Origin of the sequence: Streptomyces monashensis (assembly GCF_001866665.1) — a bacterium.
In the GTDB taxonomy this organism is placed as follows: Bacteria; Actinomycetota; Actinomycetes; order Streptomycetales; family Streptomycetaceae; genus Streptomyces; species Streptomyces monashensis.
Genome location: NZ_MLYO01000036.1, coordinates 161,710 through 188,035 on the forward strand (window position 1 = coordinate 161,710; position 26,326 = coordinate 188,035).

23 protein-coding genes are annotated in these 26,326 nt (G+C 71.8%); 4 read left to right on the forward strand and 19 right to left on the reverse strand.

Annotated elements, in window-relative coordinates:
• Positions 1 to 95: 95 nt before the first annotated feature.
• The 16 genes from BIV23_RS22980 to rsmH all read right to left on the reverse strand — a co-directional run bounded on the left by BIV23_RS22980 (position 96) and on the right by rsmH (position 17,936).
• Positions 96 to 1,238, reverse strand: coding sequence for a DivIVA domain-containing protein (locus BIV23_RS22980; RefSeq protein ID WP_071382811.1), 1,143 nt, complete (start codon positions 1,236 to 1,238; stop codon positions 96 to 98).
• Between the two features lie 52 nt (positions 1,239 to 1,290).
• Positions 1,291 to 1,581, reverse strand: coding sequence for a YggT family protein (locus BIV23_RS22985; RefSeq protein WP_071382812.1), 291 nt, complete (start codon positions 1,579 to 1,581; stop codon positions 1,291 to 1,293).
• Positions 1,582 to 1,642: 61 nt separating this feature from the next.
• Positions 1,643 to 2,284: a cell division protein SepF gene (locus tag BIV23_RS22990; RefSeq protein WP_071375419.1), complete on the reverse strand. Its 642-nt coding sequence runs from the start codon at positions 2,282 to 2,284 to the stop codon at positions 1,643 to 1,645.
• 128 nt (positions 2,285 to 2,412) lie between these two features.
• Positions 2,413 to 3,132: a YggS family pyridoxal phosphate-dependent enzyme gene (locus tag BIV23_RS22995; protein ID WP_071382813.1), complete on the reverse strand. Its 720-nt coding sequence runs from the start codon at positions 3,130 to 3,132 to the stop codon at positions 2,413 to 2,415.
• Positions 3,133 to 3,138: 6 nt separating this feature from the next.
• On the reverse strand, positions 3,139 to 3,867 hold the full coding sequence (pgeF, locus tag BIV23_RS23000) for a peptidoglycan editing factor PgeF (protein WP_071382814.1): 729 nt from the start codon (positions 3,865 to 3,867) through the stop codon (positions 3,139 to 3,141).
• Entirely contained in the window at positions 3,864 to 5,069 is a 1,206-nt protein-coding gene (gene ftsZ, locus BIV23_RS23005; RefSeq protein ID WP_071382815.1) for a cell division protein FtsZ, read from the reverse strand. Before ftsZ ends, pgeF begins: the two co-directional genes overlap by 4 nt.
• Positions 5,070 to 5,348: 279 nt before the next feature.
• Positions 5,349 to 6,143: a cell division protein FtsQ/DivIB gene (locus BIV23_RS23010; RefSeq protein ID WP_071382816.1), complete on the reverse strand. Its 795-nt coding sequence runs from the start codon at positions 6,141 to 6,143 to the stop codon at positions 5,349 to 5,351.
• A gap of 26 nt (positions 6,144 to 6,169) precedes the next feature.
• Positions 6,170 to 7,258 (reverse strand): undecaprenyldiphospho-muramoylpentapeptide beta-N-acetylglucosaminyltransferase, encoded by a 1,089-nt coding sequence (gene murG / locus BIV23_RS23015; protein WP_071382817.1) that lies wholly within the window; start codon positions 7,256 to 7,258, stop codon positions 6,170 to 6,172.
• Between the two features lie 6 nt (positions 7,259 to 7,264).
• On the reverse strand, positions 7,265 to 8,626 hold the full coding sequence (gene ftsW, locus BIV23_RS23020; protein WP_071382818.1) for a putative lipid II flippase FtsW: 1,362 nt from the start codon (positions 8,624 to 8,626) through the stop codon (positions 7,265 to 7,267).
• Positions 8,627 to 8,723: 97 nt separating this feature from the next.
• A complete protein-coding gene (gene murD, locus BIV23_RS23025; protein ID WP_071382819.1) occupies positions 8,724 to 10,160 on the reverse strand; it encodes a UDP-N-acetylmuramoyl-L-alanine--D-glutamate ligase in 1,437 nt (478 codons plus the stop codon).
• A complete protein-coding gene (gene mraY / locus BIV23_RS23030; protein WP_071382820.1) occupies positions 10,142 to 11,215 on the reverse strand; it encodes a phospho-N-acetylmuramoyl-pentapeptide-transferase in 1,074 nt (357 codons plus the stop codon). Before mraY ends, murD begins: the two co-directional genes overlap by 19 nt.
• On the reverse strand, positions 11,212 to 12,618 hold the full coding sequence (locus BIV23_RS23035) for a UDP-N-acetylmuramoyl-tripeptide--D-alanyl-D-alanine ligase (protein WP_071382821.1): 1,407 nt from the start codon (positions 12,616 to 12,618) through the stop codon (positions 11,212 to 11,214). The genes mraY and BIV23_RS23035 overlap by 4 nt, the downstream gene beginning before the upstream one ends.
• A gap of 28 nt (positions 12,619 to 12,646) precedes the next feature.
• On the reverse strand, positions 12,647 to 14,167 hold the full coding sequence (locus BIV23_RS23040) for a UDP-N-acetylmuramoyl-L-alanyl-D-glutamate--2,6-diaminopimelate ligase (RefSeq protein WP_071382822.1): 1,521 nt from the start codon (positions 14,165 to 14,167) through the stop codon (positions 12,647 to 12,649).
• 164 nt (positions 14,168 to 14,331) lie between these two features.
• Positions 14,332 to 16,296, reverse strand: coding sequence for a peptidoglycan D,D-transpeptidase FtsI family protein (locus BIV23_RS23045; RefSeq protein ID WP_281250166.1), 1,965 nt, complete (start codon positions 16,294 to 16,296; stop codon positions 14,332 to 14,334).
• Between the two features lie 5 nt (positions 16,297 to 16,301).
• Positions 16,302 to 16,877 (reverse strand): cell division protein FtsL, encoded by a 576-nt coding sequence (ftsL, locus tag BIV23_RS23050; RefSeq protein WP_071382824.1) that lies wholly within the window; start codon positions 16,875 to 16,877, stop codon positions 16,302 to 16,304.
• A 102-nt stretch (positions 16,878 to 16,979) separates the two neighbouring features.
• Positions 16,980 to 17,936 (reverse strand): 16S rRNA (cytosine(1402)-N(4))-methyltransferase RsmH, encoded by a 957-nt coding sequence (gene rsmH, locus BIV23_RS23055; protein ID WP_079173304.1) that lies wholly within the window; start codon positions 17,934 to 17,936, stop codon positions 16,980 to 16,982.
• Between the two features lie 416 nt (positions 17,937 to 18,352).
• Between rsmH and BIV23_RS23060 the strand changes: the two genes are divergently transcribed.
• The 4 genes from BIV23_RS23060 (at position 18,353) to BIV23_RS23075 (ending at position 24,084) form a co-directional block, all read left to right on the forward strand.
• Positions 18,353 to 18,901 carry a beta-class carbonic anhydrase gene (locus tag BIV23_RS23060; protein ID WP_071382825.1) on the forward strand — a complete coding sequence of 183 codons (549 nt, stop codon included), beginning with the start codon at positions 18,353 to 18,355 and terminating at the stop codon, positions 18,899 to 18,901.
• 266 nt (positions 18,902 to 19,167) lie between these two features.
• On the forward strand, positions 19,168 to 20,208 hold the full coding sequence (locus BIV23_RS23065) for an AAA family ATPase (protein ID WP_071382826.1): 1,041 nt from the start codon (positions 19,168 to 19,170) through the stop codon (positions 20,206 to 20,208).
• The gene (locus BIV23_RS23070) at positions 20,208 to 21,569 is read left to right on the forward strand and encodes a DUF58 domain-containing protein (RefSeq protein ID WP_071382827.1); all 1,362 of its coding nucleotides are present in this window, start codon (positions 20,208 to 20,210) and stop codon (positions 21,567 to 21,569) included. The genes BIV23_RS23065 and BIV23_RS23070 overlap by 1 nt, the downstream gene beginning before the upstream one ends.
• 130 nt (positions 21,570 to 21,699) lie before the next feature.
• Positions 21,700 to 24,084 carry a transglutaminase TgpA family protein gene (locus BIV23_RS23075; protein ID WP_071382828.1) on the forward strand — a complete coding sequence of 795 codons (2,385 nt, stop codon included), beginning with the start codon at positions 21,700 to 21,702 and terminating at the stop codon, positions 24,082 to 24,084.
• Positions 24,085 to 24,186: 102 nt separating this feature from the next.
• Here the strand turns inward: BIV23_RS23075 and BIV23_RS23080 are convergent, their stop codons facing one another.
• The 3 genes from BIV23_RS23080 to BIV23_RS23090 all read right to left on the reverse strand — a co-directional run bounded on the left by BIV23_RS23080 (position 24,187) and on the right by BIV23_RS23090 (position 26,312).
• Positions 24,187 to 24,570 carry a DUF3040 domain-containing protein gene (locus BIV23_RS23080; RefSeq protein WP_071382829.1) on the reverse strand — a complete coding sequence of 128 codons (384 nt, stop codon included), beginning with the start codon at positions 24,568 to 24,570 and terminating at the stop codon, positions 24,187 to 24,189.
• A 277-nt stretch (positions 24,571 to 24,847) separates the two neighbouring features.
• Entirely contained in the window at positions 24,848 to 25,618 is a 771-nt protein-coding gene (locus BIV23_RS23085) for a class I SAM-dependent methyltransferase (protein ID WP_071382830.1), read from the reverse strand.
• Between the two features lie 124 nt (positions 25,619 to 25,742).
• A complete protein-coding gene (locus BIV23_RS23090) occupies positions 25,743 to 26,312 on the reverse strand; it encodes an SAV_6107 family HEPN domain-containing protein (protein ID WP_071382831.1) in 570 nt (189 codons plus the stop codon).
• Positions 26,313 to 26,326 lie beyond the last annotated feature (14 nt).

The window sequence follows — 26,326 nt, forward strand, 5'->3', positions numbered from 1 at the left end:
CGCGTAAAAGGGGCGGGGCCCCGGACCGAAGTCCGGGGCCCCGCCCTGTTGAACGCTGCCGACGCCTCAGGCGTACTACTCACCGTGCCCGGTGCTCAGTTGTCGTCCTCGTCGATCAGGAACCCGCGCATCGGCGAGGGAGCCTGGCCCATCGGGGACGGACCCTGCGGGCGGACCGGGGCCATCGGCTGGGTCATGGCCGGGGTCATCTGCTGCTGGCCGCCGTAGGACGGGCCGGACGGAGCGGGGTTGCCGCCCATCGTCTGGTTGCCGCCGTAGGACGGGGCGCTCGCGCCGGCCGGAGCCATGGAGGGCGCCGGGGACGGCGGCAGCGACGCGGTGGCCGGAGTGCGCGGCGGCGCCAGGGAGTCGTCGGCCTGGGTCTCCAGCTGACGCAGCTGGGACTCGAGGTACGACTTCAGGCGCGTGCGGTACTCGCGTTCGAAGCCGCGCAGGTCCTCGACCTTGCGCTCCAGCGTGGCGCGGGCGGACTCCAGCGAGCCCATCGCGACGCGGTGCTTCTCCTGCGCGTCCCGCTCCAGGGCGTCGGCCTTGGCACGGGCGTCACGCTCCAGACCCTCGGCGCGGCTGCGGGCCTCGCCGACGATCTTGTTGGCCTCGGAGCGGGCCTCGGCGATCGCCTGGTCGGCGGTCTGCTGGGCCAGCGAGAGGACACGGGCGGCGCTGTCGCCACCGGGGCCCTGACCGGGGCCGCCCATCGGACCGCCCATGGGGCCGCCCATCGGACCACCCATCTGCTGCTGCATGGGAGGCTGACCGCCCATCGGGCCCTGGCCCATGGGGCCCTGACCCATCGGACCCTGGCCCATCGGACCGGGACCCTGGGGACCACCCTGACCGCCGCCGGGACCGGCGGGCAGCTGCGGGGCACCGCTCGGCAGCTGGGGCGGGCCACCCATGGGGCCACCCATCTGCTGCTGCGGCGGGCCCGATATGCCGGCGGGCACCGGCGCGCCGGGACCTCGCATGCCCTGCTGCTGCGGATGCGGCTGCTGGTCCTGCTCCGGCGGGCCCTTGCGCATGTTCTGCTGGTTCTGCGCGGCCGCACGGGTCGCCGCGGCCAGCTTGGCGCGCAGGTCCTCGTTCTCGCGGAGCAGACGGGTCAGTTCGGCTTCGACCTCGTCGAGGAAGGCATCGACCTCGTCCTCGTCATAGCCTTCTCGGAGGCGGACGGTCGTGAACTGCTTGTTCCGCACGTCCTCGGGGGTCAACGGCATCTCTTCACCTCAACGTAGTCATCGGCAGTCGGCAAGACCGTATCGTCCATCCTCATCCCCCAAAGTTCCCCGTGATGGACAGGAGGATGTAGACGATGATCATCAGTACGAAGAAGGACAGGTCGAGCGCCACGCCCCCGAGACGCAGCGGCGGAATGAACCGCCGCAGAAGCTTCAGCGGTGGATCGGTGACAGTGTAGGTGGCCTCCAGAACGACCACCATGGCCTTGCCGGGTTGCCACGAGCGGGCGAACTGGAACACGTAGTCCATGACGAGCCGGAAAATGAGCACGGCGAGGAACACCAGTAGCGCGGTGTGGACCACCGTGACGAACACGCTCATGGCCTGCGCTTCCCTCTCCCCTGTTTCCCGTGCTCTTCCGAATGTCGATCGGTCGTGCGTCTCAGCTCTGGTTGAAGAACCCGCCCTCTGCGATGCGGGCCTTGTCCTCCGCCGTGACATCGACGTTAGCAGGAGACAACAGGAACACCTTCTGCGTCACCCGCTCGATGCTGCCGTGAAGACCAAACACCAATCCAGCCGCAAAGTCGACAAGTCGCTTCGCATCTGTGTCGTCCATCTCAGTCAGATTCATGATCACCGGGGTGCCTTCACGGAAGTGTTCCCCGATGGTACGGGCCTCGTTGTAGGTCCGCGGGTGAAGTGTGGTGATCCGGTACGGCTCTCGTTCCGACACGACCTTGGGCATGATCACCGGCGCGTTCTTCTCCAGGGACTGACGTTCTTGTGTGATGGATGCCACGGGCGCGATGCGCGCCGGACGTCCCGATTCCGCGGCGAGCGAAGTCGAACGGGCCACCGGCTCGCGGGGCGCGGGCGGTTGGACGATTCGCACCTCTTCGTCCCTTTGGGACTGATGTGCGCTGTGCGACTGGTGTGACGGTTCGTGCCGTCGGTGGTCCCGCTCCGGCTCCGGGTCCAACTCGGGCTCGAAGTCGTCGTCGGGGTCGAATCCGCGGCCGTCGTACCCATCGTCCTCCACGAGGCCGAGGTAGACCGCCATCTTGCGCATCGCGCCGGCCATGCTCTGAGTCCTCCGCTCTGTGGTGGATCGACCGACTACTGCCAAGTGCCCGCGATCCACGAGGTCGTTGTGCCCGTCTTCACAGGCATTGACCATATTTTCTGCTGTGGTCCGACTTCCTGGCGACGTTACCCGAGCCTGGGGCGGACTCCGAGTACCGCAGTGCCGACGCGCACATGTGTCGCCCCGGCCGCCACGGCCTGTTCGAGGTCCGCACTCATCCCTGCCGACACCATGGTTGCAGCCGGATGCGTCCGGCGCAGGTCGGTCGACAAATCCATGAGCCGCTCGAACGCCGCCTGTTCGCGTCCCGCGTACTCCCCGGCGAGCGGAGCGACGGTCATCAGACCGTCGAGCCGCAGTCCGGGCGCGTCCGCGACGAGGTCGGCCAACTCTTCGATTCCGTCCGGGCCGACACCACCCCGCTCGCCCCGTCCGCCGGCCCCCGCGTCGAGCGCCACCTGGATCAGGCACCCCACCTCGCGCCCCACCCGCACCGCCTCCTTCGACAGGGTCGTGACGAGCCGGGAACGATCCACGGACTGCACGACATCGGCGTAACCGACCACGGAACGCACCTTGTTGGTCTGTAGTTGACCGACAAAATGCCACTTAAGAGGCAGATCCGCACATGCGGCCGCCTTCGGTGCCGCGTCCTGGTCGCGGTTCTCGGCGACGTGACGCACACCGAGTTCCGACAGGATCCGCACATCGCTCGCCGGGTAGGTCTTGGTGACCACGATGAGGGTCACCTCCTCCCGCTCGCGCCCCGACGCCGCACACGCGGCGGTGATGCGCTCCTCCACCTTCGCCAGGTTTGCGGCGAGTTCGGTCTTACGGTCCGTCATGCCCCATCAGTCCAGCCAGACATAGCCAGCGAGCCGCCCGGTGGTGCGGTCACGGCGGTACGAGAAGTGGTCCTTCGACTCCAGCGTGCACGCCGGTGACTGCGCCCGGTCGCGCACCCCGAGCCGGTCGAGCTGCGCGTGCACCCCGGCGCTCACGTCGACCGCCGGCGTGCCCCAGCTCGTCTCGGCGTGCGCCGCCGGCTCGACGGCGGCCACCTCGGCGCGCATCGCCTCCGGCACCTCGTAGCACCGGCCGCACACGGCGGGTCCGGTGCGGGCGGCGATCCGGCCCGGCTCGGCGCCGAGTTCGACCATGGCCCGTACGACGGCGTGCACGACGCCCCCGACCATGCCCGGCCGGCCCGCGTGGGCCGCGGCGGCGATCCCGGCGACGGGGTCGGCCAGCAGCACCGGCACGCAGTCGGCGGTGAGCACGGCGAGGGCGAGCCCGCGGCGGGCGGTGACGACCGCGTCGGCCTCGGGCGCCGGGCGCTCGCCCCAGGGCTCGTCCACGACCGCCACGTCCGCGCCGTGCACCTGGTGCATCCACACGACCTGATCGGCGGCGAGGCCCAGCGACTTCGCGGCCAGTTCCCGGTTGGCCAGGACCGCCTCGGGCGTGTCGCCGACGGCGCCGCCCAGGTTCAGCTCCTCATACGGAGCGGCGCTCACCCCGCCCCACCGGTCGGTGAAGGCGAAGTGCGCGCCGCTCACGCTCTCGCGCTGTCCTATCACTTCAGGAAGTCCGGGACGTCCAGCTCCTCGGCGGCGCTGTCCGAGTAGGTCCGCGACGGCGGCACCGGCGGGGCGACCGGGATGTCGGGCACCGGCTCGGGGGCCGGCTCCGGCTCCTCCTTCGGCGTCACGCTGCCCAGCGAGCCGAAGGTCGGACGGCTGGGCTCGGACTGCCGTACCGGAGCGGGATCCTCGCGGCGGGCCGGCACCGTGGCCGAGGCCGAGCCGATGACGTTGTCCCGGCGGGCCGGCGGCTGGCCGCCGTCGAAGCCGGCCGCGATCACGGTGACCCGGACCTCGTCGCCGAGGGCGTCGTCGATGACCGCGCCGAAGATGATGTTGGCCTCGGGGTGGGCGGCCTCGCTGACCAGCTGGGCGGCCTCGTTGATCTCGAACAGGCCGAGGTCGGAGCCGCCGGAGATGGAGAGCAGGACGCCGCGGGCGCCGTCGATGGACGCCTCGAGCAGCGGCGAGGAGATCGCCATCTCGGCGGCGGCCACCGCGCGGTCGTCGCCGCGGGCCGAGCCGATGCCCATGAGGGCCGAACCGGCCTCGGACATGACCGACTTGACGTCGGCGAAGTCGAGGTTGATCAGACCGGGGGTGGTGATGAGGTCGGTGATGCCCTGGACGCCGGAGAGCAGGACCTGGTCGGCGGACTTGAACGCGTCCAGGACCGAGACCTGGCGGTCCGAGATGGACAGCAGCCGGTCGTTGGGGATCACGATGAGGGTGTCGACCTCTTCGCGCAGTTCGGCGATGCCGTCCTCGGCCTGGTTCGCGCGGCGCCGTCCCTCGAAGGTGAACGGGCGCGTGACCACGCCGATGGTGAGGGCGCCGAGCGAGCGCGCGATGTTGGCCACGACGGGCGCGCCGCCGGTGCCGGTGCCGCCGCCTTCACCGGCCGTCACGAAGACCATGTCGGCCCCCTTGAGGACCTCCTCGATCTCCTCGCGGTGGTCCTCGGCGGCCTTGCGGCCGACTGCCGGGTTGGCGCCGGCGCCGAGTCCGCGGGTGAGTTCGCGGCCGACGTCGAGCTTGACGTCGGCGTCGCTCATCAACAGCGCCTGTGCGTCGGTGTTGATGGCGATGAACTCGACGCCCTTGAGACCGACCTCGATCATCCGGTTGATGGCATTGACACCACCGCCGCCGACACCGATGACCTTGATGACTGCGAGGTAGTTCTGCGGTGCTGCCACGTCGAAGGCCTCTCGCCTCGAATTACGTCGCCGTCTCCGTGCGGTGCCCCGCGCCGGGACGGCAGATGCCGAATGGGACGGTCCGTAGCGCCGACCCGAACCCTAACCCTGAAGTTTAGGGTTACCAGTGTGTCTGTTCCTTGAAGTCTTCTGAACAGGACACTAAGTCGACAAGTGGCGCCCGTTCAACGAACACGCCGAACCTCCCGTTTTTCTTTTCACCCTATGTGATCAGCCATAGCAGTGCCCAACCAGGGTGCTGGCCTGCGCTGATGTGCGTCAACTCCCCGATGACGCAGGGGCGGTGGGAACGCTGACATCGAAGTGCCTGGCGCGGGGAGCTGCTTTCATGAGAGCCGTGAGGGTCCGCGCCTTGGCGCTGCCGTTCTCGCTGCTCCCCCATGCCACCGTGCGGCCGTCGCCGAGCGCCAGCGAGATGTCGTCATAGGAACGGACTTGGAGCGCCCGGGCACCCTTGGCCACGGAGGGCGGCAGGTCTCCGGCGACCCTGACCGCCTCGCGCACCAGCCGGTCGATGCCGAAGCGCCGCAGGCTCGCGGCGGCGGAACCCGTGCGGGAGACGTTGAGTTCCAGGGCCGGAACGTTCCTCGGGGCCTGGGAAACCGTGGCGAACCGGACACCTTTGCCGTCGACTTCGACGAAGTTCTTACCGTCGCGCAGGAGCAGGACGGGAGCGCGCTCGGTCACTTTCAGACCGATTCCGTGGGGCCAGGCACGGACCGCGTCGATGGTGTCAATTCGGGGCAATTTCCGGCGAAGTCGGGCTTCGATGCCGTTGGTGTCGATGGAAATCATCGGCGCCCCGACCGGCACGGCCGCCGCGTCGCGCACCTCGGCGGGGGTCAGCACCCGGGTGCCGGACACCGAGACGTGGGTGACGCGCAGCCACGCGGAGCCGTACAACACCCAGGTGCCACCACCGCCGAGAAGAAGGGCGGCCACCGCCAGGATGACGATCGTACGAAGTCGCCGTCGTCTGAGGCGCCGGGCGGACGGCGGGCCGGACGACTCCTGTTGGCGTTTTCCGCGCTCGGCGGTAGTCGGTCCGGCCACCCTCACTGCCCTTTCGTCATACGGTCCTAACGGCGCGAGGCGATCGCCTCGTACACCATGCCGACGAGCAGCTCGTCGGCGTCCCGGCGGCCGAACTCGCTCGCCGCGCGGGACATCTCGTACAGCCGGTGCGGATCGGCGAGTACGGGCAGGACGTTCTGCTGCACCCACTCGGGAGTGAGTTCCGCGTCGTCGACGAGGAGTCCGCCGCCGGCCTTCACCACCGGCTGGGCGTTGAGCCGCTGTTCGCCGTTGCCGATGGGCAGCGGGACGTAGGCGGCCGGGAGTCCGACGGCGGAGAGTTCGGCGACGGTCATCGCGCCCGCACGGCAGAGCATCATGTCGGCCGCGGCGTACGCGAGGTCCATCCGGTCCAGGTAACTTACCGGGATGTAGGGGGGCATCCCCGGCATCTGGTGCACCTGCGGCAGTTCGTTCTTCGGTCCGACCGCGTGCAGGATCTGGATTCCGGCCTGCTGGAGCCAGGGCGCGACCTGCTGGACGACCTCGTTGAGGCGGCGGGCGCCCTGCGAGCCGCCGGTGACGAGCAGCGTCGGCAGGTTCGGGTCCAGGCCGAACATGTGGCGGGCCTCGGGGCGGGCCGCGGCGCGGTCCAGGGTGGCGATGGAGCGGCGCAGCGGGATGCCGATGTACCGCGCGTCACGCAGCTTGCTGTCCGGGGTGGAGACGGCGACCCGGGCCGCGTACCGCGAGCCGATCTTGTTGGCCAGGCCCGGGCGGGCGTTGGCCTCGTGGATCACGATGGGCACACCGAGGCGCTTGGCCGCGAGGTAGCCGGGCAGCGCGACATAACCGCCGAAGCCGACCACGCAGTCGGCCTTGGTGCGCTCCAGGATCTGCTCGGCGGCCTTGATCGTGCCGCGCAGCCGGCCCGGGACGGTGATCAGCTCGGGCGTGGGCTTGCGGGGCAGCGGCACCGCCGGGATCAGCGCCAGCTCGTAGCCGCGCTCCGGGACCAGCCGGGTCTCCAGGCCGCGCTCCGTGCCCAGGGCCGTGATCCCCACGGTCGGGTCCTGCCTGCGCAGGGCGTCCGCGAGGGCGAGCGCGGGCTCGATGTGGCCGGCGGTCCCCCCACCGGCGAGTACGACATGCACCGAAATTCACCGCTCTCCGGACGGACGCGCCCGTGGGGCACGCCGTCGCATCGTGTTCCATCTCCGGGGACTCCGACCGGACCCGGAGCCCCCGGCTCCCCGCTTTCTACCAAAGCGAGGTTGCCGCATCGCAAGCGCCGCCCGCGCAGCGGGCTCGTCGCGCGCGAAGGCGATCAGCAGCCCGATGGCGAACATGGTCGGCAGCAGGGCGGACCCTCCGTAGGAGAACAGCGGGAGAGGCACGCCGGCGATCGGCAGCAGGCCGAGCACCGCACCCATGTTGATCACCGCCTGGGCGGTGATCCACGTGGTCACGCCTCCCGCGGCGTACCTCACGAAGGGGTCCTCCGTGCGTCCGGCCACGCGGATACCCGCATAGCCTAGAGCCGCGAACAGGGCGAGTACCGACAGTGTCCCCGCGAGGCCCAGTTCCTCACCGGTGACCGCGAAGATGAAGTCGGTGTGCGCTTCCGGCAGTTGGCCCCATTTTTCCACACTCGCGCCGAGGCCGGATCCGAAGAGTCCGCCGGAGGCGAGGGCGTAGATGCCGTGCGCGCCCTGCCAGCACATGTCGTTCGGACCGGGGTCGGTGGCGGCGATGCACTTGAGGCGGGCGAGGCGGTGCGGGCTGGTCTGGATGGCGATGATGGCGAGGACGGCGGCGACGCCGAGCACGCCGGAGAACAGCCGGGTCGGCGCCCCCGCGAGCCACAGCAGCCCGAACAGGATCGCCGTCAGGATGATCGTCGTCCCCATGTCGCCGCCGAGCATGATCAGCCCCAGCAGCAGGAACGTGACCGGCACCAGCGGTACCAGCATGTGTTTCCACTGGGTCAGCAGCTTCTTGTCCTGTTTGCGCGCGATCAGGTCCGCGCCCCACAGCACCAGGGCGAGCTTGCCGAACTCGCTGGGCTGGATCTGGAAGGAGCCGCCCAGGGAGATCCAGTTCTGGTTGCCGTTGACCGCCATCCCTATCCCCGGCACCTGCACCAGGACCATCAGGAAGACGGCACCGGCGAGGATCGGGTACGCCAGCGCCCGGTGCAGCTTCACCGGCATCCGGGAGGCCACGAACATCAGGACGCCGCCGATGATCGCGGCGAGGAACTGCTTGCGGAAGAAGTACGACCCCGGCAGCGACAGCTGGAGCGCGGTGATCTGGGAGGCCGAGTAGACCATGACCAGGCCGAGCACGATGATCAGCATACTGCCGCCGAAGATCAGGTAATAGGCGGTCAGCGGGCGGTCCCAGGCCTTGCGCGCGCGCGTGTAGAACCGTTGGAACGGGTTCTCGCGCGCCGGCCGGGAGACGGCGGGACGGCGGGGTGCCCGCTGTACGGGCGGCCGGCCGGTACTGCTACCGGGCATCGGCGCCTCCCCTGAACCGCGGCCGTCCCACAGGCCCCTGTAGCGTCAGCCGTCCCACGCGTCCCTCCCAAGTTCCGCCCGGCGGGCGGCGCCGGGGTCAGGCTCCGAGTTCGCGGACCGCTGCCGCGAACGCGTCACCGCGCTGGTTGTAGTTGGTGAACATGTCCATGGAGGCGCAGGCCGGGGCAAGGAGCACCGTGTCGCCGGGCCGGGCAAGCCGCTTCGCTTCCGTCACCGCCTGGAGCATCGCCCCAGTGTCGGTCCGGTCGAGGTCGACCACGGGTACTTCCGGGGCGTGTCGCGCGAGGGCGTCACGGATCAGCGCACGGTCGGCGCCGATGAGGACCGCTGCGCGAAGTCGCTTCGCCGACCTGGCGACCAGCTCGTCGAAGGTCGCGCCCTTCGCCAGACCGCCCGCAATCCATACGATCGGTTCATATGCCGCCAACGAGGCTTCGGCGGCATGCGTGTTGGTCGCCTTGGAGTCGTCCACGTACGCGACCCCGTCGAGGTCGGCGACGTGCTCGATGCGGTGGGCGTCGGGGCGGAAGGCGCGCAGACCGTCGCGGACGGCGGAGGCGGGCACCCCGAAGGCGCGCGCGAGGGCCGCCGCGGCAAGGGCGTTGGCGATGTTGTGCGGGGCCGGCGGGTTGACGTCGGCGACCTCGGCCAGCTCCTGCGCGTTCTTCTGCCGGTTCTCGACGAAGGCGCGGTCGACCAGGAGGCCCTCCACGACGCCGAGTTGGGAGGGGGCGGGGGCGCCGAGGGTGAACCCGACGGCCCGGCAGCCCTCCTCGACCTCGGCCTCGCGGACCAGGTCCTCGGTGGCCTTGTCCTCGACGTTGTAGACGCAGGCGACCCGATTGCCCTCGTAGATACGGCCCTTGTCGCGCGCGTACGCCTCCATGGAGCCGTGCCAGTCGAGGTGGTCGGGCGCGAGGTTCAGCACGGCGGCGGAGTCGGCGCGCAGGGAGGGCGACCAGTGGAGCTGGTAGCTGGAGAGTTCGACGGCGAGGACGTCGTACTTCTCTTCGCCGAGGACGACGTCCAGCAGCGAGACGCCGATGTTGCCGACGGCGGCCGTGCGCAGGCCCGCGGCGGTGAGGATGGAGGCGAGCATGCGGACGGTGGTGGTCTTGCCGTTGGTGCCCGTGACGGCCAGCCAGGGCGCGGCGTCGGGGCCGCGCAGGCGCCAGGCCAGTTCGACGTCGCCCCAGACCGGCACGCCCGCCTGCTCGGCGGCCAGGAACAGCGGCTTGTCGGGCTTCCAGCCGGGCGTGGTGACGATCAGCTCGGTGCCCTCCGGCAGGCTTGCACCGTCACCGAGGCGCACGGTGATGCCGAGGGCTTCCAGTTCGGCGGCCTGCTCACGCGCGCGTGCGTCGTCGCCGTCGTTGACGACCGTGACGATCGCCCCGCGCGCGTGCAGCACCTTGGCCGCCGGGACGCCGGAGACACCGAGTCCGGCGACGGTGACGCGCATGCCCTGGAAGTCGAAGGGCTCCGAGCTGGAGGTCACTTTTCCGCTGCCCATCCTGCGTAGAAGAGGCCCAGTCCGACGATCACACAGATGCCCTGGATGATCCAGAATCGGACCACCACCAGGACTTCGGACCAGCCCTTGAGTTCGAAGTGGTGCTGCAGTGGCGCCATCCGGAAGACGCGCTTGCCGGTGAGCCGGAAGGAGCCGACCTGGATGACGACCGACATGGTGATGAGGACGAACAGGCCGCCCATGATCGCCACCAGCAGCTCCGTGCGGGAGAGGATGGCCAGACCCGTGAGCACACCGCCGAGGGCGAGCGAGCCGGTGTCGCCCATGAAGATCTTCGCCGGCGAGGTGTTCCACCACAGGAAGCCCAGGCAGGCACCCATGAGCGCGGAGGCGATCACGGCGAGGTCGAGCGGGTCGCGCACCTCGTAGCAGGCGGCCGGGTTCGTCAGGGTCTGCGCGTTGGCGCAGGACTCCTGGAACTGCCAGACGCCGATGAACGTGTAGGCGCCGAAGACGAGCACGGAGGCGCCGGTGGCGAGGCCGTCCAGACCGTCGGTCAGGTTCACGCCGTTCGACATCGCGAGGATCATGAACAGCGCCCAGACGACGAACAGCACCGGGCCGATCGTCCAGCCGAAGTCCGTGATGAACGACAGCTTGGTGGAGGCCGGGGTGTTGCCGCGCGCGTCGGCGAACTGCAGCGAGAGCACCGCGAAGGAGATGCCGACGATCAGCTGGCCGGCCATCTTCGCCTTGGCCCGCAGGCCCAGCGAACGCCGCTTGACGATCTTGATGTAGTCGTCGAGGAAGCCGACCAGGCCCATGCCGGACATCAGACCGAGCACCAGCAGGCCGGAGTAGGTGGGCGGGTAACCGGTGATGAGCTTGCTCAGGAAGTACGCGGCGATCGTCGCCAGGATGAAGGCGATGCCGCCCATGGTCGGCGTACCGCGCTTGCTGGCGTGCTCGCGCGGGCCGTCGTCACGGATGTACTGGCCGTAGCCCTTGCGGGCGAGGAGCTTGATCAGCAGCGGGGTGCCGACCAGCGTCAGGAAGAGGCCAATGACTCCTGAGAACAGGATCTGCTTCATCATCGGGCGGCAACCTCACCCTCGGCACCGGCTTCGAGCAACGCCTGGGCAACGCTCTCCAGCCCCACCGAACGGGACGCCTTCACGAGCACGACGTCGCCCGGGCGCAACTCGCTGCGCAACAGGTCGATCGCCGCCTGTGCGTCGGACACGTGCACCGACTCCTCACCCCACGAACCCTCGTTATATGCGCCCAGTTGCAGCCAGGAGGCCTCAATCCCCCCGACGGCGACGAGCTTGCTGACGTTGAGCCGGACGGCGAGCCGCCCGACGGCGTCGTGCTCGGCGAGCGCCTCGTCCCCCAGCTCGGCCATCTTGCCGAGCACCGCCCACGTCCGCCGTCCCTTGCCCATGGCCACGAGCGCCCTCAGGGCGGCCCGCATGGACTCGGGGTTGGCGTTGTAGGCGTCGTTGACGATGGTCACGCCGTCCGGGCGCTCGGTGACCTCCATGCGCCAGCGGGAGAGGGTGCCCGCCTCGGAGAGCGCGATGGCGATCTCTTCCGCGGACATGCCCAGCTCATGGGCGACGGCGGCCGCGGCGAGCGCGTTCGACACGTGGTGCTCACCGTACAGGCGCATGGTCACATCGCTTGCACCGGAGGGTGTGTGAAGCCTGAACGAGGGCTGTCCGCTGTCCGTGAGTCGCACGTTCTCGGCGCGTACGTCCGCTTCGGCCGACTCTCCGAAAAGGACCACCTTCGCCTTGGTACGGGACGCCATGGCGCGGACCAGCGGGTCGTCGGCGTTGAGGATCGCCGCGCCGTCCTCCGGAAGTCCTTCGACGAGCTCGCCCTTGGCCTCGGCGATCTGCTCGCGGCCGCCGAACTCGCCGATGTGGGCGGTGCCGACGTTCAGGACCAGGCCGATCTTCGGCGGGGTGAGGCCGGTGAGGTAGCGGATGTGCCCGATACCGCGGGCACCCATCTCCAGCACGAGGAACTGCGTCTCCTCGGTGGCCGACAGGGCGGTCAGCGGCAGCCCGATCTCGTTGTTGAGCGAGCCGGGCGTGAACACGGTCGGCGCCTTGTGCCGGAGCACCTGCGCGATCAGGTCCTTGGTGCTGGTCTTGCCGGCCGAGCCGGTGAGGGCGACGAGGGTCGCGCCGAGCCGGCGTACGACGTGCCGGGCGAGGGCGCCGAGGGCGGCCTGCACGTCCTCGACCACGATCGCGGGCAGGCCGACGGGGCGCGACGCCAGTACGGCGACCGCGCCCGCCTCGATCACCTGTGGTGCGAAGTCGTGGCCGTCCACGCGCTCACCGACGAAGGCGGCGAACAGGCTGCCCGGCACCACCTCGCGGGAGTCCCGGACCACCGGGCCCGTGACCTGGACGGACGGATCCGGTATGTCGTGCGTCTGCCCGCCGACGACTGCTGCGATCTCGGCGAGGGAGAGGGCGATCACAAGTTCATCCCCTGGGTCTTCTGGATTTTCATCCCTGGGTCTTCTGGATGGCTTCGCGGAGCACCTGGCGGTCGTCGAAGGGACGGACCACGCCGGCGATGTCCTGGCCCTGCTCGTGGCCCTTGCCCGCGACCAGCACGGTGTCGCCGGGGGCGGCGCGGCCCACGGCGGCGGCGATCGCGGCGGCCCGGTCCTCGAAGAGGAGCACCTCGCCGCGCTCGTGCGCGGGCACGGCGGCGGCGCCCTCGAGCATGGCCGCGAGGATCGCGAGCGGGTCCTCGGAGCGGGGGTTGTCGGAGGTCAGTACGGCCGTGTCGGAGAGCCGGGCCACGGCGGCGCCCATCGGGCCGCGCTTGGTCCGGTCACGGTCGCCGCCGCAGCCGAGGACGACGTGCAGACGGCCCTTGGTGACCTTGCGCAGCGCCTTGAGCACGGACTCGACCGCGTCGGTCTTGTGGGCGTAGTCCACGACCGCGAGGTAGGGCTGCCCGGCGTCCACGCGCTCCAGGCGGCCGGGGACGCCCGGTACGGCGGCGATGCCGTCGGCGGCGGTCTGCGGGTCGAGACCGGCGGCGGCGAGGGAGACGACGGCGGCGAGGGTGTTCGCCACGTTGAAGGGGCCGGCGATGGGTGAGCGGGCGTGGACGCGCTCGCCGTTCGGGCCGACGACGGTGAACGTCGAGTCCATCGGGCCGACCTGGACGTCCTCGGCGCGCCAGTCGGCGTCGGGGTGGCCCTCGGCGGAGAAGGTCACGACCGGGACGGTGGCCTCCTTCGCGAGCCGGCGGCCGTACTCGTCGTCGGCGTTGATCACACCGAGTCTGCTGCGTTCCGGCGTGAACAGCTGCGCCTTGGCCCGGAAGTAGTCCTCCATGTCGGAGTGGAACTCCATGTGTTCCGGGCTGAGGTTGGTGAACACGGCGAGGTCGAAGACGCAGCCGTCGACCCGGCCGAGGACCAGGGCGTGGCTGGAGACCTCCATGGCGACCGCCTCGACCCCGCGTTCGCGCATGACGGCGAACAGGGCCTGGAGGTCGGTGGCCTCGGGGGTGGTGCGCTCGGACTTGATGCGCTCGTCGCCGATGCGCATCTCGACCGTGCCGACCAGGCCGGTGGCCTTCGCGGTGCGCAGGCCGCCCTCGACGAGGTAGGCCGTGGTGGTCTTGCCGGAGGTGCCGGTGATGCCGATCTGGAGCAGGTCGCGGCCCGGGTGGCCGTAGATCGTCGCCGCCAGTTCACCCATCCGCGCGCGCGGGTCGGCCACGACGAGGACCGGCAGCCCGGTCGCCGTGGCGCGCTCGGCGCCGGTCGGGTCGGTGAGCACGGCGGCCGCGCCGAGGCCGGCGGCCTGGGTGACGAAGTCGGCGCCGTGCAGGCGGGCCCCCGGGAGGGCGGCGTACAGGTCGCCGGGGCGGACGGCGCGCGAGTCGTGGGTGATCCCCGTGATCTCGGCGGAGCTGTCCGGAGCGGCGGCACCCAGCTGATCGGCCAGCTCCGCGAGGGGTGTGGCGGAGACCTGAACCGGTCGCGGCGGTCCCGGATATGTCACGGAAGCGCCCTTCTGGGTGGTTTGGGACTGATCAGCGTGTGGCACGGCGGTGAGCGTACCGGGCGCACCCGCTCCGGAGCGAAGCGAGGGGCGCGGGGCGCCGTGGTTCCCGGGGTCCGGGGTGATCGTTGTCACGGTTCGTTCCTGGTGTTCCGGTGTGCTGATCAGGGCTTGTAGTCGACGGGCAGGTTGGCGGCCGGCGCTCCGGTCGGCGGGACCTGGAGGGTCTTGAGGGCGAACTCCATCACCTGCTTGTAGATGGGCCCGCAGATCTGGCCGCCGTAGTAGCTCCCGGAGGTGGCGTTCTGGATGGCGCAGTAGACGGTGATGCGGGGGTTGTCCGCGGGCGCGAAGCCGGCGAACGACGAGGTGTAGCCGTGGTACTTGCCGGTGGCCGGATCCACACGGTTGGCCGTACCGGTCTTGCCCGCGACGTTGTAGCCCGGGATGCGGGCCTTGATGCCGGTGCCCTGCTCGTCGTCCACGACGGACTCCAGCATCTGGGCGACCGTCCTGGCCGTCTTCTCGCTGACGACCCGGGTCTCCTTGGGCTTGGCCGCGGGGGTGAAGCGCCCGTCGGCGCCCTTGGTGCCGCGCACAAGTGTCGGCTCGACGCGGACCCCGCCGTTGGCGATGGTCGAGTACACCGAGGCGGCCTGCACCGCGTTGATGGAGAAGCCCTGGCCGAAAGGGATCGTGTACTGCTGCGAAGTGGACCACTTCTGGTACGGCGCGAGGATGCCCGGGGTCTCGCCGGGGAAGCCCAGCCCGCTGTAGCTGCCGATGCCGAACTTGCGCAGGTACGAGTAGAGGACCTTGTCGGCCTGCGCCTGCGTCCTGCCGAGCTGGCCGGTGGCGAGGATGGTGCCGATGTTGCTGGACTTGGCGAGGACGCCGTTCAGCGTGAGGTACCAGGTGTCGTGGTCGACGTCGTCGGAGAAGAGCCGGTCGCCGCGGTGCAGCCGGTTGGGCACGACGACATGGGTGAGCGGGGTGGCCGCGTTCTCCTGCAGCACGGCCGCCATGGACATCACCTTGGCGGTGGAGCCCGGCTCGAAGGCGTCCTGGACGGCCGCGTTGCCCAGGTCCGCGGCGTCCGCCTTGGACAGGTCGTTGGGGTCGAAGCCGGGCGAGTTGGCCATCGCCAGGATCTGCCCGGTCCGGGTGTCCTGGACGACCACGTACCCGCGGTCCGCCCGGGACTTCCTCACCTGCTGGGTGATGGCGTTCTGCGCGGCCCACTGGATGTCGCGGTCGATGGTCAGCTCGACGTCGGCGCCGGACACGGCCGGGGTCTGCGTCGACCCCGCCGTGGGCACCTCGCGCCCGCCGGACTGGGCGTACCGGATCTCGCCGTCCTTGCCCGACAGCTCCGTGTTCAGCTCCTGCTCGATGCCGCCGGCGCCCCGGCCGTCGGCGTTGACCCAGCCCAGTATCCCGGCGGCGAGGTCGCCGTTGGGGTACACGCGCTGGCTGCTGGGGTCGGCGAAGACGCCGGCGAGCACGTTGACGGTGTGCTTGTCCGTCTGCGCCTTCGCGGTGAGCGCGCTGCGCAGGTCCTTGATCTGCTTCCAGACCTGCGGGGTCTGCCGGGTGGCGAGCCGCGTGTAGCGGGAGTTCCTGTTCGCGGGCCGCAGCTTCTGCACGAGCGTGGCCTGGTCCTGCCCGAGGATCGGCGCGAGCAGCGCGGCGGCCTGCTCCGGACCGTCGTCGATCTTCAGCTGCTTCTCGCCGAACATCGTCGGGTCGGCCGTGATGTCGTAGGCGTCCTCGCTGACGGCCAGGGCGACGCCGTTGCGGTCGGTGATCCCGCCGCGCTCGGCGGTCAGGGTGTGCACGACGTACCGGTTCTGGTCGGCGCGGGCGGCGTACTCGCTCGCGTCGACGGCCTGGACCTGGAACAGCCGTACGACGAAGGCGGTCAGCACCAGGGTCAGGGTGAGGCTGACCATGCGCAGCCGGGGTCGCGGACTGCCGAGCCGGAGCTTCTGCTGGACGAGCGGCCGCGCGCCGCTGGGGCGGCGGGCCGGCCGGGCACCGGACCCGCCCGGCCGCCGCGCGGCATTCCCGGGCCGCGCCGGCCTGGCCGGTCCGGGCACACGACGGCGGGGCGGTTGCCTGTCGGACACTTCCGTCACCTGCCGGGGGTCGGGGTGGAGGCGGGCTGGGGGGTGGGGGGCGGCGGTACGGCCGCCGGGTCCGCGGGCGCGGGGGCGCGCCGGGGGCCTGCCTGCGGGGTCGCGGCGGAGGGGGCCGGAACCGGGAGCGACGCGGAGGGGGAGAGCGAGCGGACGGCGGCCGGGGTCATGGCCTCGGGGGCCACCCGGTCGGTGAGGGCGGCGGACTCGGGGGCGGCGCCGGGGACGCCCCTGACCCTGCCGTCCGGGCCGAGGAAGGCCGGGTCACCGCCGGGGACCATGCCGAGTTCGTGGGCGCGGCGCTGGAGGGCGTCGGGCGAGGAGTAGTCGTCGATGTCCCGCTGGAGGGCCTGCTCCTCGTCGGTGAGGCTCTTGGTCCGCTTCTGGAGGTCGGCGAGTTTGAACGAGCCTTCGCTGAGAGCGGAGTTCAGCACCAGCAGCCCGATGAGGCCACCGCCGAGGATCACGACGACGAGCAGGACGAACGGGGTGCGGGCCGCGCGTGCGCGGCCGGCCGGGATGAGCCGGGCGAGCCGCGCGGCCCGCCCCCTCAGTTCGGGTTTCCTACTCACTGCTCCCCCGGTGGGTGCGGGAATCCGGCCGGCTTCCCTGGTGGGTACGGGAATCCAACCGACTCCCCTGGTGAGTCCGGAAGTCCGACCGACCTGTCTGGCTCACTCGGCGTCCTCCCTGATGCGCTCGGCGCCGCGCAGCCTGGCCGGGGCGGCCCGGCGGTTCTCGGCGACCTCTTCCTCGGTGGGAAGTTCGGCACCGCGGGTGAGCAGCTTGAGCCGCGGCTGGTACCGCTCGGGCACGACCGGCAGCCCGGGCGGCGCGGTGGACGCGGCGCCGGCCGCGAACACCTGCTTCACCAGCCGGTCCTCCAGCGACTGGTACGACAGCACGGCGACACGTCCGCCGACGTCGAGGGCCTTCACCGCGGCCGGGATCGCCCGTTCCAGGACGGACAGCTCGCCGTTGACCTCGATGCGCAGCGCCTGGAAGGTGCGCTTGGCGGGGTTGCCGCCGGTGCGCTTGGCCGCCTGCGGCAGGGCGTCCCGGATCAGCTCCACGAGCCGGGCGCTGTTGCTGAACGGCTCCTTCTCGCGCTCGCGCACGATCGCGGACACGATCCGCTTGGCCTGCTTCTCCTCGCCGTACGCGCGCAGGATGCGCACGAGTTCGCCCGCCGGGTAGGTGTTGAGGACCTCGGCGGCGCTGACGCCGGTCGTCTGGTCCATGCGCATGTCCAGGGGCGCGTCCTGGGCGTAGGCGAAGCCGCGGTCGGCCTCGTCCAGTTGCATCGAGGAGACCCCGAGGTCGAACAGGATGCCCTGCACGCGCGCGATGCCGAGCCGGCGCAGCACGTCGGGCAGTTCGTCGTAGACGGCGTGCACCAGGGTGGCGCGCTCGCCGAAGGGCGCGAGGCGCTCGCCGGACAGCCGCAGCGCCTCCTTGTCCCGGTCGAGGCCGATCAGCCGGGCCTCGGGGAAGCGGGCCAGCAGCGCCTCACTGTGCCCGCCGAGGCCGAGGGTGCAGTCGACGACCACCGCTCCCGGCCGCTCCAGGGCGGGGGCCAGCAGATCCAGGCACCGCTGGAGCATCACCGGGACGTGTCGACTCTGGCTCAAGGAGGCCTCTCAGATCCGTCGGCCGTGCCGCACCGCCGACCCCGCCTGCTCGTGAAGGGGGAGGCCCGCCGGCGCCGGAAGCGTCGGCCGGCCGGGAGCGGGAGGAGGCCGAGCCGTACGTACGCGCCGCGCACGTGAGGAGACGGCCCGGGTGTTCGCCGGGGTCTCCAGGGGTTTCACCAGCAGGGAGAGCCACGCCTCCCGCTTCGCGCCACTTTAGTCCACCCTGTCTCGCGGTCAATCAACCGGCCTGCGCGTCGCGTACCGCATCGCGCTGGAAGCCGCAATACGAAATGATTCACCCGTTCGGCGAGGTTTTGCCGTCCGTGTGGGTTAGCTCACAACAAGCCACCATGGCGCTCTTTGTCCGCTCTCACAGGAGGACGGGACCGAGTGTGACCAGTAGCGTCATCCGTATGACGACTTCCGCAGCAATTCCCAGTGGACCCGAAGGCGCCATAACCAGCGACGGCACCGTGACGGACCGACTGGTCGAGGCCAACCAGGGGTACGCCGCCGAGTTCACCGACCCGGGCATGGACGCGCGTCCCGTGCTCCAGGTCGCGGTCGTGGCCTGCATGGACGCCCGGCTCGACCTGCACGCCGCGCTCGGCCTGGAGCTCGGCGACTGCCATACGATCCGCAACGCCGGCGGCGTCGTCACCGACGACGTGATCCGCTCCCTGACCATCAGCCAGCGCGCGCTCGGCACCCGCAGCATCGTGCTGATCCACCACACGGGCTGCGGCATGGAGTCGCTCACCGAGGACTTCCGGCACGACCTGGAGATGGAGGTCGGCCAGCGCCCCGCCTGGGCGGTGGAGGCCTTCCGCGACGTCGACCAGGACGTACGCCAGTCCATGCAGCGCGTGCGTACCTCGCCGTTCCTGCTGCACACCGACGATGTGCGCGGCTTCGTGTTCGACGTGCGCACGGGCCTGCTGCGCGAGGTCGACCCGGCCTGACCGCACCGACCGGCCGGCCGCCCCGGAAACCCGGCGCTTTCCACGCCCCTCCCTGTAGCGAAAACGTCGAAAACAGGGTCGAAAAAGCCGTAAGACCGACATCGTGCGGGCAGTTGTCCACAGGCGAGTGACACGAATCGGTAACGGCAGCAAGAATGCGGGGGTGGCGTCACGCGGAACTGTTCCCGCGTGGTGTCCGTGTTTCGGGGTGGGCCGGTTACGCGTCACAGAGCGCCGGCCCGGATAGACGGGCCGAGGAGGGCCGGGTGACGACCTATGACGATCGAGCGAGCCTCACTGATCTGACCGCCACGGTGGAGCGGGTGCGGGATTCGGTGGAGGGCGTGATCGAGGGCAAGCCCGAGGTCGTACGGCTCGCGCTGACCGTGCTGCTCGCCGAGGGCCATCTGCTGATCGAGGACGTCCCCGGAGTGGGCAAGACGATGCTCGCCAAGGCGCTCGCGCGGTCCATCGACTGCTCGGTGCGGCGCATCCAGTTCACGCCCGACCTGCTGCCCTCGGACATCACGGGCGTCTCCATCTGGGACCAGCAGCGCCGGGACTTCGAGTTCAAGCCGGGCGCCGTCTTCGCCCAGATCGTGATCGGCGACGAGATCAACCGCGCCTCGCCCAAGACCCAGTCCGCGCTGCTGGAGTCCATGGAGGAGCGCCAGGTCACCATCGACGGGCAGACCCACGAACTGCCCAGCCCGTTCATGGTGGTGGCCACGCAGAACCCGGTCGAGATGGAGGGCACCTATCCGCTGCCCGAGGCCCAGCGCGACCGCTTCATGGCCCGCGTCTCCGTCGGCTACCCGAGTGTGGAGGCCGAGTTGCAGATGCTCGACATCCACGGCGGCGTGAGCCCCCTGGAGGACCTCCAGCCGGTGGCGCACGCGCACGAGATCGTGAAGCTGGTCGAGGCGGTGCGCGGGGTCCACGTCTCCGAGCCGGTCCGGCGCTACGCGGTGGAACTGGTCGCCGCCACACGCACGCACCCCGACCTCAGACTCGGTGCCTCCCCGCGCGCGACGCTGCACCTGCTGCGTGCGGCGAAGGCGGCCGCGGCCCTGGCCGGGCGGGAGTTCGCGCTGCCGGACGACGTCCAGGCGCTCGCCGTCGCCGTCCTCGCCCACCGCCTGCTGCCCACCGCCCAGGCCCAGCTCAACCGCCGTACGGCCGAGCAGGTCGTGCAGGAGATCCTCCAGCACACCCCGGTGCCCGCGGCGCAGGGCGGGCAGAACGGCTTCGGCGGCCTCGGCCGCGCCGTCCCGGCGTACCCCCAGCAGCCCCCGCGGAGCCTGTGATGAGCGCCGGGGGGACCGGACAGGCGGAGCCCGACCGGGGGGAGGCGGGCGGCGTCCGTACGGCCCTTTCCGGGCTGACGACCCGCGGCCGCTCCTTCCTGGCCGCCGGGATCGCCGCCGCGATCTGCGCGTACGTCCTCGGCCAGAGCGACCTGCTGCGGGTCGGCCTGCTGCTGGCCGTGCTGCCCCTGCTGTGCGCGACCGTGCTCTACCGCACGCGCTACCGGGTGGCCGCCACCCGCCGGCTCGCCCCCGCGCGCGTGCCGGCCGGCAGCGAGGCCCGGGTGCACCTGCGGATGGACAACGTCTCCCGGCTGCCCACCGGCCTGCTGATGCTCCAGGACCGGGTGCCCTACGTCCTCGGGCCGCGCCCCCGGTTCGTGCTGGACCGCGTGGAGCCGGGCGGCCGCCGCGAGGTCTCCTACCGGGTCCGCTCCGACCTGCGCGGCCGCTACCCGCTGGGCCCGCTCCAGCTGCGGCTCACCGACCCCTTCGGGATGTGCGAACTGACCCGCTCCTTCTCGGCGTTCGACACGCTCACGGTCATCCCGCACGTGGAGCCGCTCCCCCCGGTCCGCTTCAGCGGCGAGGCGAAGGGCTACGGCGACGGGCGGCAGCGCTCGCTGGCCCTCGCGGGCGAGGACGACGTGATCCCGCGCGGCTACCGCTACGGCGACGACCTGCGCCGGGTGCACTGGCGCTCCACCGCGCGCTACGGCGAGCTGATGGTCCGCCGCGAGGAACAGCCCCGGCGTTCCCGCTGCACCGTCCTGCTGGACACCCGGGGCGGTGCCTACGAGGGCGCGGGCCCCGACTCGGCCTTCGAGTGGGCCGTCTCCGGCGCCGCCTCGGTGCTGGTGCACATGCTCGAACGGGGCTTCTCGGTACGGCTGCTGACCGACACCGGCAGCGCGGTGCCCGGCGAGGGCGGCGACGGATTCTCGGGCAGCGGCCCGGAGACCGCGGACGCGGCCGGGCTGATGATGGACACCCTCGCGGTGATCGACCACTCCGACGGCACGGGCCTGTCCCGGTCGTACGACGTGCTGCGCGGCGGCAACGAGGGTCTGCTGGTGGCCTTCCTCGGCGACCTGGACGAGGAACAGGCCGCGACGGTCGCCAAGATGAGCCGGCGCACCGGCGGCGCCGTCGCCTTCGTGCTCGACCCGGACACCTGGGTGCGCGAGGCGACCGACGTGCCCCGGCCCGGGGACCGGCACGAGGAGCGGCTGCGCGTACTGCGCGAGGCGGGCTGGACGGCGCTGAGCGTGCCGCGCGGCGCCCCGCTGAACGCGCTGTGGCAGCAGGCGGACCGGGTGCGGTCCGGGCTGGCCGCCGTGAGCGGGGAGACGGGGGCATGAGCGGGCGGCGCGGTGCGGCCGCGGTGAGGCGGAGGCATGAGCGACCCTTCCGGTCGGGCGTCGGTGCGCGGGGAGGCAGAGGCGTGAAGGAGTGTTCCGGGCCGGCCCCGGTGCGCGGGGAGGCGTCGCGATGAGCGGGCGGGCACGACTGGCGCTGTGCGCCGCCGCGGCCACGCTGATGGCCTCGTGCGCGCTGCTGCCGCTGGTGGCCGCGCCGACCTGGCTGCTCCAGCTGATCCCGCTGGTGGCCGTGCAGACCGGAGTCGGCGTGGCGGCCCGCCGGGTGCCGCTCGGCCGGCCGCTGACCGTGGCCGCGCAGGTGCTGGTCACCCTGCTCATGCTGACCCTGGTCTTCGCGCGCCGGCACGCGTTCGTCGGGCTGATCCCTGGCCCGGGCACCTTCCGGTACCTGGCCGACCTGCTCCAGCAGGGCTCCACCGATGTCAGCGAGTACGCGATACCGGCGCCGCTCACCGACGGCATCAAGCTGATGCTGATCGGCGGCGTCCTGATCGTCGGCCTGCTGGTGGACACCCTCGCGGTGACCTTCCGCAGCGCGGCGCCGGCCGGACTGCCGCTGCTCGCGCTGTACTCGGTGGCCGCCGGGCTGTCCGGCGGCGGCGCCGACTGGCTGTGGTTCCTGGTGGCGGCGGCCGGCTATCTGATGCTGCTGCTCGCCGAGGGCCGCGACCGGCTGGCGCAGTGGGGCCGGGTCTTCGGCGGCGGGCCCCGCTCCCCCGGCGCCCCGGACGGCGGCGCGGTGGCCCCGGTGCGCAGCGGGCGCCGGATCGGCGCGGTCGCGCTCGGCGTGGCCCTGCTGGTGCCGCTCGCCCTGCCCGCGATGAGCGGCGGCCTGCTGGACGCCGCCGGCACGGGGATGGGCGCGGGCAACGGCGACGGGGGCACCATCTCGGCGGTCAACCCGCTGGTGTCGCTGCGCGACAGTCTGAACACGAACGACGACCGCCAGGTGCTGTCCGTGCGGACCAGCACGAACGACGTCTCGGACCTGTATCTGCGGATCGTCTCCCTGGACGACTTCGACGGCACCACCTGGAAACCGGCCCAGCGGCACATCGTCGGCGTGCCGGACGCCTTCCCCACGCCGGCCGGCCTGAGCCCGGACGTCAGGCGGGACACGGTGACGACGACGATCTCGGCGGCGGACTGGTACGCCCAGAACTGGCTGCCGATGCCGTACCCGCCGAGCGGGGTGAAGATCGCCGGCCGCTGGCGCTACGAGCCGGTCGGCATGACCCTCGTCGGTGACCACGGCCAGAACACCCGCGGCGAGACCTACGAGGTGACCAGCCTGGACGTGCAGCCGACGGCCGAGCAGCTGGCCGCCGCGCCGGAGCCGCCGCCGGCCCTGAAGCGCGCGTACACCCAGGTGCCGTCCGCGCTGCCGAAGGTGGTGGCGCAGACCGCGAAGCAGATCACCGCGGGCGCCCGCAACCACTACGAGGAAGCGGTCAAGCTCCAGGACTACTTCGCGCTCACGGGCGGCTTCCAGTACGACACCCAGGTGGAGGTCGGCCGCGGGCCGGACGCCATCGCGAACTTCCTGAAGAAGAAGCAGGGATTCTGCGTCCACTTCGCCTTCGCCATGGCGGCGATGGCCCGCACCCTCGGCATCCCGGCACGGGTCGCGGTGGGCTTCGCCCCGGGCACCGCGCAGACCGACGGCACGGTCACGGTGAGCCAGAAGGACGCGCACGCCTGGCCGGAGTTGTACTTCGAGGGCGTGGGCTGGACCCGCTTCGAGCCCACCCCGACCCGGGGCAGCACGCCGTCGTACACGGTGCCGGACTCGCCCGGCACCTCGCTCCCGGAACAGGACCTGCCCTCGGGGCGGTCGTCCGCGGCGCCGTCGGCGGCGGCTTCGCCGAGCGAGAGCTGCTCGGCGGCGCTGGTCAAGGTCCAGGGCTGTGACACCGCGTCGGCCGCGGCGGCGCCGGGGAGCGGTGGCGGCGGCGCGGGCCCGTGGTGGGCCGTGCTGATCGGGCTGGCCGCGCTGGTGGTGCTGGCCGTTCCGCTGTCGCCGCTGCTGTGGCGGGCGCGGGTGCGCTCGGTGCGGCTCGGGGCGCATGACCGGACCGAGGAGGGCGCGGCGCGGCACACCCTGGCGGCCTGGCAGGAGCTGACGGACAGCGCCTGGGACCACGGCATCACGCCGGACGAGTCGCTGACCGCGCGCAGGGCCGCCGACCGGATCGTCCGGCTCGGCGAACTGGACCCGGTGGCCGGTGCGGCGGTGCACCGGGTCGCGGACGCCGTGGAGCAGGTGCTGTACGCGCCGCGGCCGCGCCCGGCGGCGGGAGCCGCGGAGGACGTGCGCAGGGTGATCGGGGGGCTGCGCGGCGCGGTCGGTAGGGGCGCGCGACTGCGGGCGCTGTTCCTGCCCCGTTCGTCGGTGCGGGTGCTGTGGGCGCTCTCGGCCCGCTGGTCGGCGCTCCGGGCCCGGATGACGGCGGCCCGGCCGAGCCCGCGCCGGCCGTCGGAGCAGCGGAGCTGAGACGGCGCCGGCGTGGAAGGCGCAACGTGTGAGGGGCGACCACCTCGGGTGGTCGCCCCTCACACGTTGTCTGTCGGCGTCGGCGGAATCCGCCGCCCGGCGCTAGCGGCCCTGTTCGTCCCGGCGGCGCTGCCAGCGCTCTTCGATCCGGTCCATCATGGAGCGCTTGGGACGCGGCTGCCGGCGGGCGGCGGCCGCGGGCTGCTCACCCGGTTTCGGCGCCTTGCGCCAGCCGGTCACGGCGAGTACCGCGCAGCCCAGCATGACGAGGAAACCCACCACGCTGACCCAGATCAGCTGCGCGACCATTCCGGCCATGAGGAGCGCGATACCCACGAGAAAGCCTGCGACCGCCTGGTAGACCCGACGCCGGGTGTACGTACGCAGACCGCTTCCCTCAAGCGCCGACGCGAACTTGGGATCTTCGGCGTACAGCGCTCGCTCCATCTGCTCGAGCATGCGCTGCTCGTGCTCCGAGAGCGGCACGGAGTCCTCCTCATCGTGCAGTCGCCGGGGCGACCCGGGGGGTCCCTTCAGGATAGGCAGGGAATCGCCCCCGTGAAACCCGCCCCTCTACGCCAATTGGCCAACCGGATTCCGTCATGGCCGTCCCGGTTCGCTGAGGCTTCCATTCCCCTGCGACCGGCCCGTCATGCCGGGTGGTGCACCTCGATCATACGGCGCAAACCCCACGATCGGGGGTCTTGTGTCGTACTCCATCCGCCGTCGATGCCCTGATCAGCGGCGGGTCCCGGCCGTGTGCTCAGGCCCCGGCGGCACCCGGTGTCTCACCGAGCACATGCAGCTGGGTGGCCACGGAGTGGAACGCGGGCAACTCGGCCGCGGCGGCCTCCAGCGTGAGGAGGGCGTCGAGCGCGCCGGGTTCGGTGTCCACCAGGACACCGGGGACGAGGTCGGCGAAGACCCGCACGCCGTGCACCGCGCCGACGGTCAGGCCCGCGCCCTCGACGAGCGCGGTGAGCTGCTCGGCGGTGAACCGGCGCGGCATCGGATCGCCGGTGCCCCAGCGGCCGTCGGGGTCCTGCAGCGCCTGCCGGGCCTCCGTGAAGTGGCCGGCGAGAGCGCGGGCGAGCACGGCGCCGCCGAGGCCGGCGGCGAGCAGGCTGAGGACGCCCTCCGCGCGCAGGGCGGCGACGGCGTTGCGCACGCCCTCGGCCGGGTCGTCGACGTACTCCAGGACGCCGTGGCACAGCACGGCGTCGTAGCCGCCGCGCTCGACCACGTCGAACAGGCCGTGCGCGTCGCCCTGGACGCCGCGGACCCGCTCGGCGACGCCGGCCTCGGCGGCCCGGCGCTCCAGCGCGAACAGCGCGTTCGGGCTGGGGTCGACGACGGTCACGCGGTGGCCGAGCCGGGCGAGCGGCACGGCGAAGTTGCCGCTGCCGCCTCCGGTGTCGAGGACGTCGAGGCAGTCCCGTCCCGTGGCCTTGACCCGGCGGTCGAGGGCGTCCTGGAGGACATCCCAGACCACGGCGGTACGGAGGGAGGCGCGGGGGCGCGTCGGGTCCGACACGGCAGTTGACTCCTCGGCAGGGGGAACGCTTCAGGCGACCTCCACCCTATTGCCTCCGGCGCCGTACCCGGTCACCGACGCCGGGCGGCTCCCGGTGCGTCTCGCACCGCGGACTTCCGCGTGGTCAGCCCGCGTCCGGAAGGTCACCGCGTGCTCCCGGTACGGCCGGGTCCCCGGTGTCCCGCGTGTCCCCGCGTGGCTGCGGCAGGACCGGCTGGAGGACGAGCATCCGCTCCACGATGCGCAGGAACATCGCGACGTCGCGTATCAGGTCGTCGGCGTCGCGCTGTCCGGCCGCGCCCTGGATGCCGGCCTCGGCGCGGGCGCGGCGGGCGGCGCCGGAGGCGAACAGCGCGCTCCACTCGGTCAGTTCGGGGGCGATCTCGGGCAGCACCTCCCAGGCGCTGCGGATCCGCGCCCGGCGGCGCGGGTTGGTCTCGGGCCGACCCCGGGCGGCGAGCACGGCGGCGGCGGTGCGCAGCGCGGCGAGGTGGGCCGTCGCATAACGCTCGTTCGGAGTTTCCAGGACGGCGGTCTCCTCCAGTCCGGCGCGGGCCTGGGCGAGCAGGTCGAGTGCGGCGGGTGGGGCCGTGGTCCGGCGGAGCACGGGGTGCACGTCGCTCGCCGGGCCGGTCGGTGAGGGGGCAGGGCCGGTGGCGCGGCGCCGGCGGGCGGCGGCGGACGGGTTGGCCATGACGAACCTCCTGT

Coding starts and splice junctions, on each gene's coding strand:
- BIV23_RS23070 (WP_071382827.1), top strand. CDS start 20,208: ATGAGCGCCGGGGGGACCGGACAGGCGGAGCCCGACCGGGGGGAGGCG.
- BIV23_RS22995 (WP_071382813.1), bottom strand. CDS start 3,132: ATGACGGACCGTAAGACCGAACTCGCCGCAAACCTGGCGAAGGTGGAG.
- mraY (WP_071382820.1), bottom strand. CDS start 11,215: ATGATGAAGCAGATCCTGTTCTCAGGAGTCATTGGCCTCTTCCTGACG.
- BIV23_RS23060 (WP_071382825.1), top strand. CDS start 18,353: ATGACGACTTCCGCAGCAATTCCCAGTGGACCCGAAGGCGCCATAACC.
- BIV23_RS22980 (WP_071382811.1), bottom strand. CDS start 1,238: ATGCCGTTGACCCCCGAGGACGTGCGGAACAAGCAGTTCACGACCGTC.
- BIV23_RS23075 (WP_071382828.1), top strand. CDS start 21,700: ATGAGCGGGCGGGCACGACTGGCGCTGTGCGCCGCCGCGGCCACGCTG.
- ftsW (WP_071382818.1), bottom strand. CDS start 8,626: ATGCCCGGTAGCAGTACCGGCCGGCCGCCCGTACAGCGGGCACCCCGC.
- BIV23_RS22985 (WP_071382812.1), bottom strand. CDS start 1,581: ATGAGCGTGTTCGTCACGGTGGTCCACACCGCGCTACTGGTGTTCCTC.
- murD (WP_071382819.1), bottom strand. CDS start 10,160: ATGGGCAGCGGAAAAGTGACCTCCAGCTCGGAGCCCTTCGACTTCCAG.
- BIV23_RS22990 (WP_071375419.1), bottom strand. CDS start 2,284: ATGGCCGGCGCGATGCGCAAGATGGCGGTCTACCTCGGCCTCGTGGAG.
- BIV23_RS23090 (WP_071382831.1), bottom strand. CDS start 26,312: ATGGCCAACCCGTCCGCCGCCGCCCGCCGGCGCCGCGCCACCGGCCCT.